17 protein-coding genes are annotated in these 17336 nt (G+C 70.3%); 12 read left to right on the top strand and 5 right to left on the bottom strand.

The genetic code is table 11. The features are described from left to right. From IG98_RS0106790 to IG98_RS0106775, 4 genes are read left to right on the top strand one after another with little or no spacing between them, the layout of a single operon-like run. Positions 1 to 510, top strand: a complete 510-nt coding sequence (locus tag IG98_RS0106790; RefSeq protein ID WP_157594182.1) for a hypothetical protein — start codon at positions 1 to 3, stop codon at positions 508 to 510. Then, positions 507 to 1553 (top strand): peptidoglycan-binding protein, encoded by a 1047-nt coding sequence (locus tag IG98_RS0106785; RefSeq protein ID WP_030907100.1) that lies wholly within the window; start codon positions 507 to 509, stop codon positions 1551 to 1553. The genes IG98_RS0106790 and IG98_RS0106785 overlap by 4 nt, the downstream gene beginning before the upstream one ends. Then, positions 1550 to 2209, top strand: coding sequence for an ABC transporter ATP-binding protein (locus IG98_RS0106780; RefSeq protein WP_030907097.1), 660 nt, complete (start codon positions 1550 to 1552; stop codon positions 2207 to 2209). Before IG98_RS0106785 ends, IG98_RS0106780 begins: the two co-directional genes overlap by 4 nt. A gap of 58 nt (positions 2210 to 2267) precedes the next feature. Next, positions 2268 to 3449, top strand: coding sequence for an ABC transporter permease (locus IG98_RS0106775; protein ID WP_030907094.1), 1182 nt, complete (start codon positions 2268 to 2270; stop codon positions 3447 to 3449). Positions 3450 to 3455: 6 nt separating this feature from the next. On the opposite strand, the gene IG98_RS0106770 is transcribed toward IG98_RS0106775, so the two are convergent. From IG98_RS0106770 to IG98_RS0106755, 4 genes are all read right to left on the bottom strand, one after another. Beyond that, a complete protein-coding gene (locus tag IG98_RS0106770; RefSeq protein ID WP_030907091.1) occupies positions 3456 to 4583 on the bottom strand; it encodes a PP2C family protein-serine/threonine phosphatase in 1128 nt (375 codons plus the stop codon). Positions 4584 to 5230: 647 nt separating this feature from the next. Further along, positions 5231 to 5617 carry a VOC family protein gene (locus IG98_RS0106765; RefSeq protein ID WP_030907088.1) on the bottom strand — a complete coding sequence of 129 codons (387 nt, stop codon included), beginning with the start codon at positions 5615 to 5617 and terminating at the stop codon, positions 5231 to 5233. Positions 5618 to 5724: 107 nt separating this feature from the next. After that, on the bottom strand, positions 5725 to 6927 hold the full coding sequence (locus IG98_RS0106760) for a cysteine desulfurase-like protein (protein ID WP_030907085.1): 1203 nt from the start codon (positions 6925 to 6927) through the stop codon (positions 5725 to 5727). 221 nt (positions 6928 to 7148) lie between these two features. Beyond that, entirely contained in the window at positions 7149 to 8117 is a 969-nt protein-coding gene (locus tag IG98_RS0106755; protein WP_245651416.1) for an ornithine cyclodeaminase family protein, read from the bottom strand. A 387-nt stretch (positions 8118 to 8504) separates the two neighbouring features. Here IG98_RS0106755 and IG98_RS0106750 point away from each other — a divergent pair, with 387 nt between their 5' ends. From IG98_RS0106750 to IG98_RS0106735, 4 genes are all read left to right on the top strand, one after another. Next, on the top strand, positions 8505 to 9239 hold the full coding sequence (locus tag IG98_RS0106750; RefSeq protein ID WP_030907079.1) for a dienelactone hydrolase family protein: 735 nt from the start codon (positions 8505 to 8507) through the stop codon (positions 9237 to 9239). A gap of 281 nt (positions 9240 to 9520) precedes the next feature. Next, positions 9521 to 10162 carry an MFS transporter gene (locus IG98_RS0106745; protein WP_030907076.1) on the top strand — a complete coding sequence of 214 codons (642 nt, stop codon included), beginning with the start codon at positions 9521 to 9523 and terminating at the stop codon, positions 10160 to 10162. Beyond that, positions 10159 to 10947: a thioesterase family protein gene (locus tag IG98_RS0106740; protein ID WP_211263888.1), complete on the top strand. Its 789-nt coding sequence runs from the start codon at positions 10159 to 10161 to the stop codon at positions 10945 to 10947. Before IG98_RS0106745 ends, IG98_RS0106740 begins: the two co-directional genes overlap by 4 nt. A gap of 48 nt (positions 10948 to 10995) precedes the next feature. Continuing rightward, positions 10996 to 11469 carry a winged helix-turn-helix transcriptional regulator gene (locus IG98_RS0106735; protein ID WP_030907070.1) on the top strand — a complete coding sequence of 158 codons (474 nt, stop codon included), beginning with the start codon at positions 10996 to 10998 and terminating at the stop codon, positions 11467 to 11469. A 103-nt stretch (positions 11470 to 11572) separates the two neighbouring features. Here IG98_RS0106735 and IG98_RS0106730 read toward each other — a convergent pair whose 3' ends face one another. Next, positions 11573 to 12388: a crotonase/enoyl-CoA hydratase family protein gene (locus tag IG98_RS0106730; protein WP_030907067.1), complete on the bottom strand. Its 816-nt coding sequence runs from the start codon at positions 12386 to 12388 to the stop codon at positions 11573 to 11575. A gap of 318 nt (positions 12389 to 12706) precedes the next feature. Between IG98_RS0106730 and IG98_RS0106725 the strand changes: the two genes are divergently transcribed. From IG98_RS0106725 to IG98_RS0106710, 4 genes are read left to right on the top strand one after another with little or no spacing between them, the layout of a single operon-like run. Further along, on the top strand, positions 12707 to 14257 hold the full coding sequence (locus IG98_RS0106725) for an acyl-CoA synthetase (protein WP_030907064.1): 1551 nt from the start codon (positions 12707 to 12709) through the stop codon (positions 14255 to 14257). Further along, complete coding sequence (locus IG98_RS0106720) at positions 14247 to 15152, top strand: Zn-ribbon domain-containing OB-fold protein (RefSeq protein ID WP_051751696.1); 906 nt, start codon at positions 14247 to 14249, stop codon at positions 15150 to 15152. Before IG98_RS0106725 ends, IG98_RS0106720 begins: the two co-directional genes overlap by 11 nt. Beyond that, complete coding sequence (locus IG98_RS0106715; RefSeq protein ID WP_030907057.1) at positions 15153 to 16172, top strand: thiolase domain-containing protein; 1020 nt, start codon at positions 15153 to 15155, stop codon at positions 16170 to 16172. Positions 16173 to 16174: 2 nt separating this feature from the next. Continuing rightward, entirely contained in the window at positions 16175 to 17326 is a 1152-nt protein-coding gene (locus IG98_RS0106710) for a thiolase domain-containing protein (protein WP_030907054.1), read from the top strand. The last annotated feature ends 10 nt before the right edge of the window (positions 17327 to 17336 follow it).

Below are 17336 nucleotides of genomic sequence, written 5' to 3'. Positions count from 1 at the left end.
GTGAAAGCTCGACTGGTGCTGCTCGCCGTACCGCTGCTGCTGGCGGGGTGCGGTGCGGTTCCGACCACTTCGGGTGTCGCCGGTGGGGGAGACGGCGCCGCTTCCGCTTCCGCTTCCGCTTCGGCCCCGGCGGATCAGGGGCAGGCGCAGCTGAGGTTCGCCCAGTGCATGCGCGAGAACGGCGTCGAGATGGCCGACCCCGACGGCAGCGGGAAGATCCGCATCCAGGCCCAGAAGGGGGAGGAGGCCAAGATGGAGAAGGCGATGAAGGAGTGCCAGCACTTCATGGAGGACGTGGTCGGTGGCAAGGACGCGGCAGCCGACCCGAAGCGGCGCGACGAGATGGTCAGGTACGTGCAGTGCATGCGCGAGCAGGGCATCGAGATGGAGGATCCGGACCCCAACGGCAAGCTCAGGCTCAAGCTGCCCGACGGCGGCGAGCAGAAGTTGAAGGCGGCCGAGGCGGCCTGCAAGGAGTTCCAGCCCGCCATGCAGGGGGACGGGCAGTGAGAAAGGGAGCCCTCCTGTCAGGAGCAGCTCTGCTGGCCGTCGTGACCGCGGGGGCGGCGATGGCCGTACTGGCCGACGGCGGCACCGAAGCGGCCGCGCCCGCCACGGAGCGGGTCGCCGCCACAGCGGTGATCACCAGGCAGGACCTGCTGGACACCAAGACCGTGACCGGCGCGCTCACCTACTCGGGCCGGCGCGATCTCACCACCGGCGCGGCCGGAACGGTGACATGGGTGCCGGAGGACGGGGCTGTGGTGCGGCGGGGCCGCCCCCTGCTCAAGGTCGATCGCCGGCCGGTCACCCTGATGTACGGCAGGCTGCCCCTCTACCGGCCGCTGAGCCGGGGCGTCTCCGACGGACCCGACGTCGAGCAGCTCGAACGCAACCTCAGGGCGCTGGGCTACGGCGAGGACCTCACCGTGGACGAGCACTTCGACTACGCCACCCACCTCGCGGTGCGAAAGTGGCAGGACAATCGGGGACTGACCGAGACCGGCCGGGTGGACGACACCCAGGTGGTGTTCCTGCCTTCGGCGGTCAAGGTGATCGACGTGAAAGTTGTGGTCGGTGGCAGGACCGCGCCCGGGCGGCAGGTCCTCGCCGTCAGCGACCTGAACCGGCTGGTCCGGCTCGACCTCGACGCGGGTGACCAGACGCTCGCCGAGAAGGGGGCGAAGGTCACCGTGGAATTGCCCGACGGCGCGAAGGCGGCGGGGAGGATCACCGGCGTGGGCACGGTGGCCAAGCAGGCGGCGGAGAGGACGTACATCGAAGTCGAGATCACGCTCGCCAAGGACCCGAAGACCAGGCTGGACCAGGCTCCCGTCGAGGTGGAGCTGGTGAGCGAACGGCGTGAGAACGTGCTCGCCGTACCGGTGGAGGCGTTGCTCGCGCTGCGCGAGGGCGGGTTCGGCGTCGAGGTCGTCGAGGGTTCCGGCACCCGGCTGGCGCCGGTGAAGGTCGGGGCGTTCGGCAGCGGCATGGTCGAGATCACCGGGGACGGGCTCGGAGAGGGCATGAAGGTCGGGGTGCCGGAGGGATGAGCATCATCGAGCTACGCGGGGTGACCAAGAGCTACAACGGTCATGTCCAGGCGCTGCGCGGGGTGGACCTGCTGGTCGAGGAGGGCGAGCTGCTGGCCATCGTCGGCCCGTCGGGCTCGGGCAAGTCCACCATGCTCCACATGATCGGGACCCTGGACCGGCCCACCTCGGGGACCGTCCGGATCGCGGGCCACGACGTCGCCACCCTGTCGGACCGCGAGCTGTCGGCGCTGCGCGCCCGCCACCTCGGGTTCGTCTTCCAGCAGTTCCACCTGGCGCCGGGGGTGAGTGCCCTGGACAACGTGGCCGACGGACTGCTCTACACCGGGACGCCGCTGCGGGCCAGACGCTCCCGGGCCGCGGCGGCCCTGGAGCGGGTCGGCCTCGGGCACCGGCTCGACCACCGGCCCCACCAGCTCTCCGGCGGTGAGCAGCAGCGGGTGGCCGTGGCCAGGGCCGTCGTCGGCGATCCGCCGCTGCTGCTGGCCGACGAGCCGACAGGAAACCTCGACTCCGCCTCGGGCGCCGAGGTGCTCAAGATCCTGCGCGAGCTCCACGAGGGCGGGACCACGATCGCGATCATCACGCACGACAACGAGATCGCCGACCGGTGCCCCCGGCAGGTACGGGTCCGGGACGGGGAGGTGCTGACGTGAAGCCCATCAGGTTCGGTCTCCCCGATGTGCCGGGGGTTTGTGACGGGGAGGAACTGACGTGAGGCCTGCCAGGCTCAGCCTCCCCGACGTGCTGCGGGTCGGCGCGGCGGGGCTCCGTACCCGGCCGACCAGGGTGGTCCTGTCCGCGCTCGGCATCGCCATCGGTATCGCCACCATGATCGCGGTGATCGGGATCTCCTCCTCCTCCCGGGAGGAGTTGCTGCGTCAGCTCGATCGGCTGGGTACCAACCTGCTGACCGCGGCGCCGGGCCAGACGATCTTCGGGGAGGACGCCAAGCTGCCGAGGGAGTCGGTCGCGATGGTCAAGCGCATCGGCCCGGTGAGCACCGCCTCGGCCACCGGACTCGTCAGGACGTCGGTGCGAAGGACCGGCTACATTCCCGAAGCGGTCACCGGGGGCATCGCGATACAGGCCGCCACCGTCGAACTGCTCCGTACGCTGGAGGGCACCGTCCAGCGCGGCACCTGGCTGAACGCCGCCACCGAACGGCAACCGGTGGTCGTCCTGGGTTCCAAATCCGCCGAGCGACTGGGCATCACCAGGACCGGGGTGCGGGTGTGGATGGGCAACCGGTGGTTCACGGTCATCGGCATCCTGGAACCGATGCCGCTCGCGCCCGAGATCGAACGGTCGGCGCTCATCGGGTTCCCCGCCGCGGTGAAGCTGCTGGACTTCGACGGGCATCCCACCACGATCTACGAGCGGTCCGCCGAGGAGGCGGTGACGGACGTACGCTCCGTGCTGCCTCGGACGGTGAACCCGGAGAACCCGGGGGAGGTGAACGTCAGCAGGCCCTCCGACGCGCTGGCCGCCAGGGCCGCCGCGGCCGGGGCCTTCACCAACTTGCTGCTCGGTCTCGGCGCGGTCGCCCTGCTGGTGGGCGGGGTCGGCGTGGCGAACACCATGGTGATCTCGGTGCTGGAACGCCGGAAGGAGATCGGCCTGCGCCGCTCCCTGGGCGCCACCCGTGGCCAGGTCCGCGTTCAGTTCCTGGTGGAGTCCCTGCTGCTGTCCGTTCTGGGCGGCGTCGTCGGGGCCGCCCTGGGCACCCTGGCCACCGTCGGCTATGCCCTGTCCCGTGACTGGCCTCCGCTCGTGCCCCCGTGGGCGATCGGCGGCGCGGTCGGCGCCACCCTGGTCATCGGCACCCTCGCCGGCATCTACCCGGCCATGCGCGCGGCCCGCCTGTCCCCGACGGTCGCTCTGTCCACGACCTGAAGGCGGTCAGTGGGGGACAGGGGAGTTCCGGCGGATGGCCAGTACGGCGATGTCGTCGCGGAGGTTGCCCAGGGTGTGCCGAAGCAGTTCGGTGCGCAGGGTTCTGATCACCTGGTCCGGGGAGGCGTCATGCCAGTGGGCCAGGCGCTCCTCCAGGGGGTAGAAGACGCCGGACGGGTCACGGGCCTCGGTGACTCCGTCCGTGCAGAGCAGCAGGGTCGCACCGGGCGGGAAGTCGAACCATTCGACGGCACGTGGTTCCGAGGTGAGGGAGCCCAGCCCCAGGGGGACGCCAGGATCGCGGAAGAGAACCGGGCCGGTCCGCTCGCCGTACAGGATGTACAGCGGAACATGGCCGCAGTTGACGGCCTGGGCCTTGTACCCGCTGTCGACGTTCAGCACGAGGGCGGTGACGAAGCGTTCGGGTTCGCCGGTCTGCTTCGCGAAGGTGTTGTGTCGCAGCACGGCGTGCTCCAGGGCGTCCACCACCGCGGGGAGAGCCGGCTCCCGGAAGGCGGCCTCCCGGAAGGCACCCAGCACCGCGAAGGTGGTGCCGATGGCGGGCAGACCCTTGCCCTGGACGTCGGCGATGAGCACCCGGCTGCCGTACGGCGAGGCCACGACCTCGTAGACGTCGCCCCCGACCATGCTGTCCTCCTCCGCGGGCTCGTACAGCCCGTCGACCAGGAGCTGGTCGGTGAGCAACGGTAGTGGGCGCAGGATCTGCCGTTGCAGGGCGGCCGACGCCGAGCGCAGCCGGGCGATCTCCTCGTTCTTGCGGATCCGCCACCGGCATCCCGTGACGCTCAACCCGCCGAGCACGATGGAGAAGACGATCATTGACACGTTGGCGGCCGTCTGCAACGGGTGGTAGAGCACCGAGCCGGTAACGATGAGGACGACCCATCCGGCGGTGAGGAAGGTCTGCCGCACCGTCCCCACCCCGGCGACGAAGGCGGGCAGGATGATGAGGAAGGGGACCAGCCGGCTCTCTCTGTCGCTCAGGTAGCCGGACACCACGAGAAGTACGGTGAGGCCGAGGAGCCAGCCCAGCAGAACGGTGGATCTGAGCGCGGAGGAGGTGGTCTCGCTCCGTTTCCCGCCGTTCTCCGGCGGGCCGTCAGAAATACGCACCGTTGCCCCTGCTCTCCGCTGTCGAGGGTCCGCGTGCCCGGTCTCGGTGGAACGGCACGCGCCATCTCGTGGTGCGCGGGGGGCGGCGTTCCGCTTTTCTCGCATCGTAGAACGGACTCCGGTGACTCTCGCGTCCACGTGCGCCGATCGGCGCGGCTCCGCTCTGATTCGAGGGATCTGGTCGATCCCTCGGTGTCACCCGCGTTCAGTTTGCCGCGCCCCGCGCCCCGCGCCCCGGGCGCGGGGGGGCGATGAGTCGGCCGGTCGGGGGTGCGCGCTCCGGTGGGTGGGTGTTCCGGGCGGCCGTCTCAGTTGCTGTCGGGTGGTTCAGGCCTTCGGCCTGCTCGGGCGCGGTGGTTGGGGGGTTTTATACGCCGCCTGGAACACCCACCCACCTCCGCGCCATTCGGCCTCGCCGTACGGGAGCGGACCGTAGTCGCTCTCTTTCGGACCGCCCGGTGTTCTCCGTACGGCTGAAGCGATCCGTACGAGATCGCTCGGCGCGAATCGCCGTAGCTGAAGCGTCGCTTTCGAAAGGAGCGCAGGGCGCAGGAACGGGTGAGCTCCGAGGCGCCCGCAGGGCCGAAGTACGGTTTCGCGGTGGGAGATCGGTCTCTGCTCGTTCGCAACAGGGCCTGTGCCCCGTGTCATCCGCCGCTGCCGTAGGGGCGGGTGATGATCTCCAGGTTGTGCCGGTTCGGGTCCTCGAAGTAGAGGCCGCGGCCGCCGTCGTGGTGGTTGATCTGCCCGGCCTGCCGGTGGAAGGGGTCGGCATAGTAGGTGATGCCGGCCTGCTGGATCCGTCCGAAGATGGCGTCGAACTCCTGCTCGGAGACCAGGAAGGCGTAGTGCTGGGTGGTGATCTGTTCCTCGTGGCTGTCGGCGAAGTCCAGGGTGACGCCGTTGCCGGTCGCCACGGGGATGAAGGGCCCGTAGGGGGCCCCGACCTCAAGCCCCAGGACGGCGGCCAGGAACTCGGCGGACGCATGCTTGTCACGGGCCGCCACGATGGTGTGGTTCAACTCAACTGACATGCTGAAATCCTTCCCCGAAACACCCGGGGCGATCGGCCTCCGAGGCCGTTGCCCGATAAATGGTGCGCGAAGAGCCTCGCTCATGGCTCGTCCATCCAGGTAGGGGTTTACCCGGCCAGCTCGTGGATGCCCTTCAGCAGGCGGTCCACATCGGACTCGTTGGTGTACGGCGCGATTCCGGCGCGGATGGCGCCGACCTCGCCGAGGCCCAGGTGGCGGGAGCACTCCAGCGCGTAGAAGTGGCCGGCGGGCGCGTTGACGCCGCGTTCTGCCAGGGACAGGTAGGTGTCGGCGGGCCTGAGGCGGTCGATGGAGAAGAGTGTCGTGGGGGTCCGCCTGCGCGAGGCCGCGCCGTACGAGGTCACCCCGCCGATCTCGGCCAGACCCGTGTCGAGCCGCCCGAGCATGGTCTCCTCGTGCCGCTCCAGCGCGGCCATCGAGGCGGTCAGGCGTTCGCGCCGGGTGCCCGCACCCGGTACGAGGCCGGCGAGGAAGTCGACCGCCGCCGTCGTACCGGCGAGCAGCTCGTAGGGGAGGGTGCCCAGCTCGAAGCGTTCCGGCACCGCGTCGCTGGAGGGGAGCAGCTTGTCCGGGCGGAGGGTCTCCAGCAGCGCGGGGGCGGCGGCGAGCACACCCAGGTGCGGGCCGAGGAACTTGTACGGCGAGCAGGCGTAGAAGTCGGCGCCGAGCCCTTGGAGGTCGACCGGGCTGTGCGGCGTCAGGTGCACGCCGTCGACGTAGAGCAGCGCTCCGGCCGCATGCACCCGTTCGGCGATCGCCGGAATGTCCGGCCGGCTGCCCAGCAGGTTCGACGCGGCGGTGACGGCCACCAGCCGGGTGCGCTCGGTGAGCAGGTCCGCGATCGCGGTGACGTCCAGCTCACCGCGCTCCGGATCGAAGTCGGCCCAGCGGACGGTGACCCCGTGTGCCTCGGCGGTCTGCGTCCAGGGCCGGATGTTCGCGTCGTGGTCCAGCCTGGTGACCACCACCTCGTCACCGGGTCGCCACCCCTTGGCGAGCGTGCGGGCCATGTCGTAGGTGAGCTGCGTCATGCTCCGGCCGAACACGATGCCGGTCGGTGTGCCGCCGAGCAGGTCGGCCATCGCCTGGCGTGCCTCGGCCACGATGCGGTCGGCCCGGCGCTCGGCGGCGGTTCCGGCACCGCGGTTGGCGACGGCGGCCCGCAGGACGCCGGCCACGGCGTCCGCCACCTGCTCGGGAACCTGCGAGCCTCCCGGCCCGTCGAAGTGCGCCGCACCCTCGTCGAGGGCGGGGAAGCACGCCCGTACGGCTGCCACGTCGTATGTCATGAGACCTCCCGGATCGCTGTCGACCCGACCGCGGCCGATCCGCTCGCGAACGGCTTGGCCGAAGCCTATCCAGCCGGGTCCCGGAGAAATACACGCGGGAACCTTCGTCCAGCGGGGAATCCATCCGCCGGAGCTGATCGGCCGGGGGCGGGGACGGAGCCGCGCGATAGAGAGTCGCCTGTTCGGGTACTCCGCGCCGTCGCCGACGTCACCGGCGATGATCAGCCGGGGACGCCGCCGCGAAAGGCCGCGGCGGCGATCGCGAGGTCGGCCCAGGCCTCACCGACGCTCTTGAACAGCCGGGGTGCCAGCGGGTCGGCGACGAGCCGCCCCGTCACCAGTTCCACCAGGGTTCCGTCGATCGCGTCGCGCTCGGGGACGCCGTCGGCGATCGCGAGCAGGATGTCGCCCGCCTCGGCCATCGCGGACGTCATCGACTCCACCACGACCGTCGCGGTCGCGACCAGCCGCGTATCCACCTCACGCGCGTCGGGACGGTGGGAGCCGACGGCCACGACGGTGGCGTCGGCGGCGAGCGACGCGGAGTCGAACAGCGGGGTGCGCGCTGTCGTGCAGCACGCGACGATGTCCGCGCGCCGCAGGTCGTCGGAGGTCCCCACCTCGGCGGGTACGTTCTCGGCACGCAGCCGCCGGACCAGCTCGGCAACGCCGCCGGCGGTTCGGCCGAGGACCCTGACCTCGCGGATCGGCCGAACCGCCGAGATGGAGTGGACGTGGCCGTACGCCTGCCGGCCGCTGCCCACGACCACGAGTCGCTCGGCCTTGGGAACGGCCAGGTGATCGACCGCCAGCGCCGACATGGCCGCGGTGCGGATCTGCGTCAGGACGACGCCGTCGAGGAGTCCGACCGGCGTCAGTGTCGCGGAGTCGAACAGGACGTACAGGCCCTGGATGCGCGGGACGTCACGCCCGGACCTGCCGTCGTTCACCGAGACCAGCTTCACGCCGGCGAAATCGCCCGCCTCCGCGGGCATCAGCAGGATCTCCCCGGCGCGCGTCGCGAAGGAGGTCCGCAACGCGTCGTTCCCGATCCCCTGCGACTCCCTGGCGAGAACGGCCCGCCTCAGCACCTCCACGGCCGCCGGCCACGACAGGAGCATGCCCAGCTGTCCACCGGTCAGGAACGGCAGGTTCTCCGAGTTGTTCGCCATGTCGATCCGTTCTCTCATACCGGGAGTCAGCGCACACCGTCTCGCCGGAGCCGCCGCAGTGTTGTCTGGCCCTGTTGGCGACCGTACAGCCGAAAAATCGGTACTCCTGTCAGGCCGGCGCGTCGACCGGGTTCAGGATCCGAGGCGTTGGCCGAGATCATTCTCGCGAATCGCACTGTGGGACCGGGGGGCGGCCGTCGGCTTTGTCCGGCGAGGCTAGGCTATGCGGCTATGACTACCGGGACGGCATCGCGCCACACACGGATGGGTGACCCGGTGCTCTTCTGAGCGCCGTGCGGGCCGGTGTGGGCCCGCTGTTCGATCGAGAATCTTGCGCTGCCGCGCGGGCTCCCCCTCCGTCGTGTTGATCACAGGCTCTACCCATCAACCACGACAGGAGAAGTCATGCCCACCAGGACTCTGCAGATTCCCACCACGGGCGGCCAGGCCGACGCTTTCGCCGCCTTCCCTGACCACGGCGAGCGGCACCCAGGGGTGCTGATGTACGCGGACGGCTTCGATATCCGGCCCGTGCTGCAGGAGATGGCCCGCGAACTGGCCGGGCACGGGTACTACGTGCTCGTCCCCAACATCTTCTACCGGCACGGCCCGGCACCGGTGATCGAACTTCCCGAGCACATCGGAGAAGAGGTCCGGCCCGCGATCTTCGCCCAGCTGATGCCCTTGATCGAGGCGCACACCACCGAACGTGTCCTGAGCGACGCCGACGCCTACCTCAGGTTCCTCACCACCCAGCCCGAGGTCAGCGCCGGACCGGTCGCGGTGACCGGCTACTGCATAGGCGGCCTCCTGGCGATGCGCACCGCCGCGGCCCACCCCGGCCAGGTGGCCGCCGTCGCCGGATTCCACGGCCCCGTGGGCGCCGACGGGCCCGACAGCCTCTCCAAGCTCACCGCCCAGGTCCACTTCGGTCACGCCGAAACCGACATCACGCCCGAGGCCCTCAGCGAGCTCAACCAGGCCCTGGACGCCGCAGGTGTCGACTACACCTCCGAGATCTACCCCGGCACCGTCCACGGCTTCACCATGTCCGACACCGACGCCTTCAACCCCTCCGCACTACAGCGCCACTGGGACCGCCTGCTCTCCCTCCTCGACCGCACCCTGGCCAACAGCTAACGCTCCGGCCCTACATGACTCCGGGGTCCTGGCCCGCACGCCGGCCGGAGATAGGAGTCCGGGGCCGACCACCGCTGATTACCTGCCATGGGGTCTCACTCAGCGGCAGCGTTGGACGTGGCGGTGTCGGGCACCGGGTTCGAGGTTGCGGATCATGCGTGACGAAGGTGCGGCCGAGACGGGCGGCCTCTGCCCGTGAGTAGAGGATTGTTTTTTCAAACTGACTGCTGTTACGGTTCTCGCGTTGGGTTAGTTGGAAACTCCAACCCTCTTGGAGAGTCGTGATCTCACCGGATACCCGGACCGTCGTACCCCCTGGTATCTCCGCCCGGCCCCGGCTCGGTGTGGTCTTCGCCGTCGTCGCGGCAGGGGTGGCGATGTCCAACCTGGACGTCTTCATCGTCAACGTCGCGCTGCCCCGGATCGGCGAGCACTTCGCTGACGCCTCGCTGTCGTCGCTGTCATGGGTTCTCAACGCCTACGCGGTGGTCTTTGCCGCACTGCTCGTGCCCGCGGGGAACCTCGCGGACCGTACCGGGCCCAGGCGCGCCTACCTCGTCGGTGGTATCGGCTGGTGGGCCTGGCGGTTGACGCCGGATGCCGGATACGCCCAGGGGATGCTGCCGGGCATGCTGCTCACCGGCGTCGGGGTCGGCCTGACCCTGCCCACGCTGATCGGCGCCGCCGTCACCGCGCTCCCGCCGCGGAGCTTCTCGACAGGTTCCGGAGTGGTGACCATGGCGCGGCAGATCGGCACGGTGCTCGGTGTCGCGATGCTGGTCGCCGCACTGGGAGTGCCCCGTGGCACGGCGGAGGCGCTCGACGCGTTCGACGCCGGCTGGTACCTCACACTGCTGGCCACGGCGGCGGCCGCCGTCGCCTGCCTGTGTGTACGTCGTCGCTCGGGAGGGGAGAACTCGTGACCGCGGAAGTCGGTGCCCTGCTCAGGAAACCGGTGGACGACCTCGTCGATCCGGGAAAGCGGCTGTGGGGTTTCGGCGGGGTGCACGGTGGCCTGACGCTCGCGCTGCTGACGGCGGCGATGGGGGAACAGGTGCCGGGCGCGCTGCTGCAGAGTAGTACGGCGCGCTACCACCGCCCCCTCTACCGGGAGTTCCGCGTCGAGGTCTCGCCGGTGCGTTCCGGCCGTACGCTCTCCTCGCTCGCGGGCCGGGCGACGACGGAGCAGGGTGTCCATGTCGACGCCTCGGCGACGTTCGGGTCTCCCGGTCGCGCCTCCTGGCCGGTCGTCTCGCCGGTCGCGCCGGTGGCGCCGCGACCGGAGGACTGCGAGGTCTTCACGATCCCACCCGAGTTCGTGGCCATCTCCACGGCCATGGAGATCCGCGCGGTGGGGCCGAACCGTCCGTATTCGGGCGGGGCCGAGGCCGAGCTGACCGCCTGGATCCGCCTGGTGGAGGACTCCGAGCCGCCGGACGCGCATCGCCTGATCCTGCTGATGGACGGGCTGGCGCCGTCCTACTCCGCGGTCCTGCCGGAGATGCTGCCCATTCCCACCGTCGAGTTCACCGTACGGCCGGGTGCCGGGCTCGCGCGGGCGGAGTCACCGTGGGTGCTCCTGCGCGCCCGTACGCATCAGGCGGGTGCCGACGGCTGGCTCGACGAGCGGATCGACGCCTGGGGTTCCGGCGGGGATCATCTTGGTTCCGCCCGGCAGCTCCGCCTGGTGACGGATCGAAGGCGCTGAGCCATGGGCCGGCCGGGTTCGGTGAGAACGGCGACTAAACTGCATGGCATGCCAAAGGAGGCTCAGCCGCGCGAGTGCTCCATCGCCGACACCCTGGACCTGGTCGGCGAGCGGTGGAGCCTGCTGGTGATCCGCGAGCTCAGCCACGGCGTGCGGCGGTTCGACGGCATCGTGCTCAACACCGGCGCTTCCCGCGACATCCTCACCGCCCGGCTGCGCAAGCTGGAGGCGGCCGGGATCATCCGGCGGGAGCGCTACAGCGACCACCCCGTACGCTTCGAGTACCACCTCACGCCCGCGGGCGTCGAACTGTGCGACGTCCTGATCACGCTCATGAGGTGGGGCGACCGCCACCTGCATCCCGACGACCCCCCGGTCCGCTGGCAGCACTCCTGCGGTGAGGTCCTCGACGCGATGGTCATCTGCCGCCACTGCGGCGGCGAGGCTCGCGTCGGTGCTCACTCACCCACCGGCCGCGGGGTGAAAGCCGGAAACACCCCGCATATGGAAACCGCCGAGTAGCCGCTGTTTCCACTGTGCGGTGAGCCGCCCGCCTTCTGTATGGGGTGCTGCCGGCGCCGCGGCGATCTTGTTGTCCAGGCGGGCTGTGAGCGCCGCGGGTGGTTCATCTTCCCCGGTAGGCGGCTGGGCGCTTCTCGCGGAAGGCGCGGGAGCCCTCCTTGGCGTCCTCGGAGCCGATGACCGGCCAGCCGATGCCGTCGGAGACCTTGAGCGCCTCGGCCTCGGGCATGCCCAGGGTCTCGCGGTAGGTGCGCAGGATGGCCTGGACGGCGAGCGGGCCGCACTCGGCGACCTGGGCGGCGATCTCCAGCGCGACGGTCAGCGCCTGCCCGTCGGGGACGACCCGGTTGACCAGGCCCATGCTCAGCGCCTCCTGCGCGGTGACGGCCCGGCCGGTCAGCAGGATGTCCATGGCGAAGGCGTACGGGATCTGGCGCGGCAGCCGGATCGCCGAGCCGCCCATCGGGAACAGCGCGCGGCGGGCCTCGAAGAGGCCGAGGGTGGCGGACTCGGCGATCACCCGCAGGTCGGTGCCGACCAGCAACTCGGTGCCGCCGGCCACGGCGTACCCCTCGACCGCGCAGACGATCGGTTTGGTCGGCAGCGCGTCCGAGTCGCGGAGCAGGCCCTTCCAGTGGAAGTCGGGGATGGCCGCGGCCCGCTCCCTGACCCGGGGGTCCTGCGAGGGAGTGCCCATGGCCTTGAGGTCGGCGCCCGCGCAGAACGTCCCGTCCGCACCGGTCAGCACGGCGACGCGGACCTCGGGCTCGTCGGAGACGTACGCCCAGGCGTCGGCCAGGCCGACCAGCATGTCCGTCGAGAGCGCGTTCTTCGCCTCGGGCCGGTCCAGGGTGACGACGACGACATGACCGTCGCGCTCGATCCGGCAGTGCGGCGTGCTGATCGGCAGAAGTTCCACGGGAAGACCTCCGTTACTTTACCAAGCGCTTGGTAGGCAATCCTAGATCCGTTGCGGTCCGCACCGCCAGGCCGCCCGGCGGAGAGAAGTCTTCCCCGGACGTCTTCCGGGGGCCGGGCCGTCGTGAAATGGTCAAGGTCCATCCGGGAGTCAAGGTGCGTATCAAGCGCTTGCTAGGTGTGCCTCCTGGGGTTAGTCTGCCCATGCGTACAAGAACAGATTCCTGTTCTATTTACCCCTTTCCGCCAGGGCTTGTCGCTATAAAGAGAACGTGATTCACTCCGGCGAGCCGGGGCCTTTCGACAGAGAGGATTTCCGATGGGTACGCTCGGTTTCTGGAGACTGGCGCAGGCGGACCCCGAGTGGGTGGCCGCCGTTGACCCCGACGGCACGGAACATCGCGCCGGTGACCTCCTCGCCCGTGCCAACCGCCTCGTCCACGGGCTGAGAGAGCTCGGGCTGAAGACCGGCGACGGCATCTGCGGGCTCGTGCCCAACGGCTCCGACGGGCTGGTCCTCTACCTGGCCGCCCTGCAGGCCGGTTGGTACTACACCCCGATCAACTGGCACCTCACCGGTCCCGAGATCGGCTACATCGTCGCGGACAGCGAGGCGCGGGCCTTCTTCATCGATGAGCGCCATGCCGCCGAGGGACTGCGCGGGGTGACCTTCTCGGGCATCGCCGGGGACCGTGTCTTCGCGTTCGGCCAGGTGGACGGGGTACGGCCCGCCTCGGAGCTGACGGACGGGCAACCGGACACCGCGCCCGCCGACCGTACGGCGGGTGCCACCATGCACTACACCTCCGGCACCACGGGCAAGCCCAAGGGCGTGCGCCGCCCGCTCAACGGCATGGACCCCGACGACGCCGCCGAGCTGATGACCTTCCTGCTCGCCCTGTTCGGCATCACGCCGGGCAAGGAGAACGTCCACCTGGTCACCTCACCGAACTACCACACGGCCGTCACCCAGTTCGGCGGGACGGCCCTGCAGATGGGGCACACGCTCGTCTACATGGACAGGTGGGATGCCGAGCAGACGCTCCGGCTCTGCGAAAGGTACCGCGTCACCAACTCGCACATGGTCCCCACCCACTTCAAGCGGCTGCTCGCGCTCCCCGACGAGGTGAAGTCACGGTACGACCTCTCCTCCCTCAAATGGATGATCCACGCGGCGGCCCCCTGCCCGGTCCCGGTCAAGTGGGCCATGTTCGAGTGGTGGGGCGACTGCATCTACGAGTACTACGCGGCGACCGAGGGCGGCGGCACCATCGCCACCCCGGAGGGCTGGAAGAAGTACCCCGGCACCGTCGGCACCGCCTGGCCGATCAGCGAGCTGCTCATCGTGGACGAGGACATGGAGCCCGTCCCGACCGGGACCCCCGGCACCATCTACATGAAGATGATGGGCGTCAGGTTCGAGTACAAGGGCGACCAGGAGAAGACCGAGGCCAACCGCCTCCGCGACCACTTCACCGTCGGCGACATCGGCTACCTGAACGAGGAGGGCTTCCTCTTCCTCTGCGACCGCAAGGCCGACATGATCATCTCCGGCGGGGCCAACATCTACCCGGCCGAGATCGAGAACGAGCTGATGGTCCACCCCAAGGTCGGCGACGTGGCCGTGTTCGGCATCCCCGACGAGGAGTGGGGCGAGCAGATCAAGGCGGTGGTCGAGCCGGCCCCGGGAGTGGCGCCCTCGCCCGAGCTGGCCGCCGAGCTCATCGAGTCGCTGAGTGGCCGCCTGGCGAAGATGAAGTGGCCCAGGTCCATCGACTTCATCGGCGAAATGCCCCGCGAACCCAACGGCAAGCTCCTCAAACGCAAGCTACGTGACCCGTACTGGGAGGGACACGAACGTGCCATCTAGCGATCCAACGACCCTGCGCGCCCGGCACGCGCTGGAGTTCCCCGGCGGATACACGCGGACGACGGGACCGGTGATCGGACGCTTTCTCACCGAGTTGCGGGACGGACGCGTCGTCGGGGTCCGTACGGCGGCCGGGCGGACCCTGGTGCCGCCGCTGGAGTACGACCCCGACACCGGCGACGCCGTCACCGAGGAGTTCGTCGAGGTCGGGCCGGCCGGGACCGTCGAGAGCTGGGCGTGGGTGAACACCCCGAGGAAGGGCCATCCGCTGGACCGGCCGTTCGCCTGGGCACTGATCCGGCTGGACGGAGCCGACACCGCGCTGGTGCACGCGGTGGACGCGGGAGACGTCAAGGCCATGCGCCCCGGGCTGCGGGTACGCCCCCGCTGGCGGGCCGAGCGCACCGGGCACATCACCGACATCGAGAGCTTCGTTCCCGAGGTCACCAGGATCGTCTCCGAGGTCCGCGTCGAGTACTCGCTCCGGCCTGGCCTGGCGCTGACCCGGTTCCTGCAGGGCGTCGCCGAGGGCGTCTTCATCGGCTGCCGGTGCGGTGGCTGCCACAAGGTCTACGTGCCCTACCGGCTGTCCTGCCCCGAGTGCGGGGTCTCGATCACCGAGGAGGTGGCCGTCCCCGACACCGGTACGGTCACCACCTTCGCCATCAACAACCTGCCCGACCCGCGCGCCCCCGAGGTGCCGTTCGTCTCGGCCTACATCCAGCTCGACGGCACCGACATCCCGATGATCGCCCTGGTCGGCGGGATCGCGGCCCACGAGGTGCGCCAGGGCATGCGGGTGCGGGCCGTGTGGGTGCCCGAGGAGGAGCGGACGATGTCCATGTCGAACATCAAGTGGTTCGCGCCCACCGGCGAGCCGGACGTGGAGCTGTAGATGCGTGAGATAGCGGTCGTCGCGTTCGCGCAGACCCGGCACAGCGCCGTCGACGAGGGGCAGAGCGAGTCCGAGCTCATCCTGCCCCCACTGGACGAGGTCAGAGCCGCCACCGGGCTGCGGACGTTCGGCTTCACCTGCTCGGGGTCGTGCGACTACCTGGCGGGCGCCCCGTTCTCCTTCGTCTCCGCGCTCGACGCGCTCGGTGCCTGGCCGCCGATCTCGGAGAGCCACGTCGAGATGGACGCGGCCTGGGCGCTGTACGAGGCCTGGGTCAGGCTGCAGCACGGCGACGTCGACTCGGCCCTGGTCTACGGCTTCGGCAAGTCCTCCCAGGGGGACCTGCGGGAGATCATGACGCTCCAGCTGGACCCGTACTACCTGGCCCCCCTCGGCCTGGACCAGGTCTCCTTCGCCGCGCTCCAGGCCTCGGCCACCGGGGCGGAGCGGGCCGAACTGGACGAGATCGTGCGGCGCAGCCGCGCCGACGGGAGAGCCAACCCCTACGCCCTCGACCTGCCGGAACCGGCGGGGGAGGGGGCCGAGGTCGAGCCGCTGCGGCCGTACGACATCGCCCCGATCACCGACGGCGCCGCCGCGGTGGTGCTGGCGGCGGGGGACCTGGCCAGGGAGCTGTGCGAGCGCCCCGCGTGGATCACCGGGATCGCGCACCGGATAGAGCCCCACTACCTGGGCATGCGGGATCTCGCCCGGTCGGCCTCCACCGCGGACGCCGCACGAGCGGCGGGGGTCGGCAAGGGGGACGTCGAGGTGGCCGAGCTGCACGCCCAGTTCAGCCACGAGGAGATCATTCTGCGCCGGGCGCTGGAGCTTCCCGAGGGCACCCGGGTCAACCCGAGCGGCGGTCCCCTGGCGGCCAACCCGGTCATGGCCACCGGCCTCATCAGGATCGGCGAGGCGGCCCGGCACATCCTGGACGGCACCGCGAGCCGCACCCTCGGACACGCCACCAGCGGCCCCTGCCTCCAGCACAACCTCGTCACCGTGATGGAGGCCTGAGAATGAGTAACCCCTGCGCGGTCATCGGCGTCGGTCAGACCCGTTACACGACCAAGCGGCGCGACGTCTCCATCGCCGGCCTGGTCCGCGAGGCGGCCCTGCGCGCCCTCCAGGACGCGGGCCTGACCTGGCAGGACATCGACGCGGTGGTCATCGGCAAGGCGCCGGACCTGTTCGAGGGCGTGATGATGCCCGAGGCGTACCTGGCCGACGCGCTGGGCGCCGCGGGCAAGCCGATGATGCGGGTCCACACCGCGGGCTCGGTCGGCGGCTCCACCGCGCTCGTCGGCGCCTCGCTGATCCAGGGCGGCGTGCACGACCGGGTGCTGGTGGTGGCCTTCGAGAAGCAGTCGGAGTCCAACGCGACCTGGGCACTCTCCACCCACCAACCGTTCAGCGCCTCGCTGGTCGTCGGCGCGGGCGGCTACTTCGCCCCGCACATCCGCGAGTACATCCGCCGCTCCGGCGCCCCCGAGCACATCGGCCACCTGGTGGCCGTCAAGGACCGGCAGAACGCCCTGAAGAACCCGTACGCCCATCTGAGGATCCCCGGGATCAACCTGAAGATGGTCGAGTCGACCCCGATGCTCTGGGAGCCGATCCGCTATCTGGACACCTGCCCGTCCTCCGACGGTGCCTGCGCGATGGTGCTGTCCTCCGCGGGCAAGCTCACCGACAGCACACCGGCCTGGGTCCTCGGCACCGCGATGCGCTCCGAGCCGATCTTCCGCGCGGGCCGCGACACGGTGAACCCGCAGGGGGGCAAGGACTGCGCGGCGGACGTCTACCGGCAGGCCGGCATCACCGACCCGCGCAGGGAGATCGACGTGGCGGAGGTGTACGTGCCCTTCTCCTGGTACGAGCCGATGTGGCTGGAGAACCTCGGCTTCGCCACCGAGGGGGAGGGCTGGAAGCTCACCGAGTCCGGGGCGACCGCGCTGGACGGCGACATCCCGTGGAACGCCTCGGGGGGCGTGCTGTCGAGCAACCCGATCGGCGCCTCCGGGCTGATCCGGTTCGCCGAGGCGGCGCTCCAGGTCAGGGGGATGGCGGGGGAGCACCAGGTGGACGGCGCCAGGCGGGCCCTCGGGCACGCGTACGGGGGAGGCGCCCAGTTCTTCGCGATGTGGATGGTCGGCAGCGACAGACCCTGATCCCCCTCAG

The organism is Streptosporangium amethystogenes (genome assembly GCF_000721075.1).
Classification (GTDB): domain Bacteria; phylum Actinomycetota; class Actinomycetes; order Streptosporangiales; family Streptosporangiaceae; genus Streptosporangium; species Streptosporangium amethystogenes.
This window is presented reverse-complemented; position numbering and strand designations above follow the sequence as displayed.

Excerpts from the sequence above, each read along its gene's own strand:
- IG98_RS0106780 (WP_030907097.1), top strand. The coding sequence starts at position 1,550 with ATGAGCATCATCGAGCTACGCGGGGTGACCAAGAGCTACAACGGTCAT.
- IG98_RS0106765 (WP_030907088.1), bottom strand. The coding sequence starts at position 5,617 with ATGTCAGTTGAGTTGAACCACACCATCGTGGCGGCCCGTGACAAGCAT.
- IG98_RS0106760 (WP_030907085.1), bottom strand. The coding sequence starts at position 6,927 with ATGACATACGACGTGGCAGCCGTACGGGCGTGCTTCCCCGCCCTCGAC.
- IG98_RS0106755 (WP_245651416.1), bottom strand. The coding sequence starts at position 8,117 with ATGAGAGAACGGATCGACATGGCGAACAACTCGGAGAACCTGCCGTTC.
- IG98_RS0106750 (WP_030907079.1), top strand. The coding sequence starts at position 8,505 with ATGCCCACCAGGACTCTGCAGATTCCCACCACGGGCGGCCAGGCCGAC.
- IG98_RS0106735 (WP_030907070.1), top strand. The coding sequence starts at position 10,996 with ATGCCAAAGGAGGCTCAGCCGCGCGAGTGCTCCATCGCCGACACCCTG.
- IG98_RS0106725 (WP_030907064.1), top strand. The coding sequence starts at position 12,707 with ATGGGTACGCTCGGTTTCTGGAGACTGGCGCAGGCGGACCCCGAGTGG.
- IG98_RS0106715 (WP_030907057.1), top strand. The coding sequence starts at position 15,153 with ATGCGTGAGATAGCGGTCGTCGCGTTCGCGCAGACCCGGCACAGCGCC.
- IG98_RS0106710 (WP_030907054.1), top strand. The coding sequence starts at position 16,175 with ATGAGTAACCCCTGCGCGGTCATCGGCGTCGGTCAGACCCGTTACACG.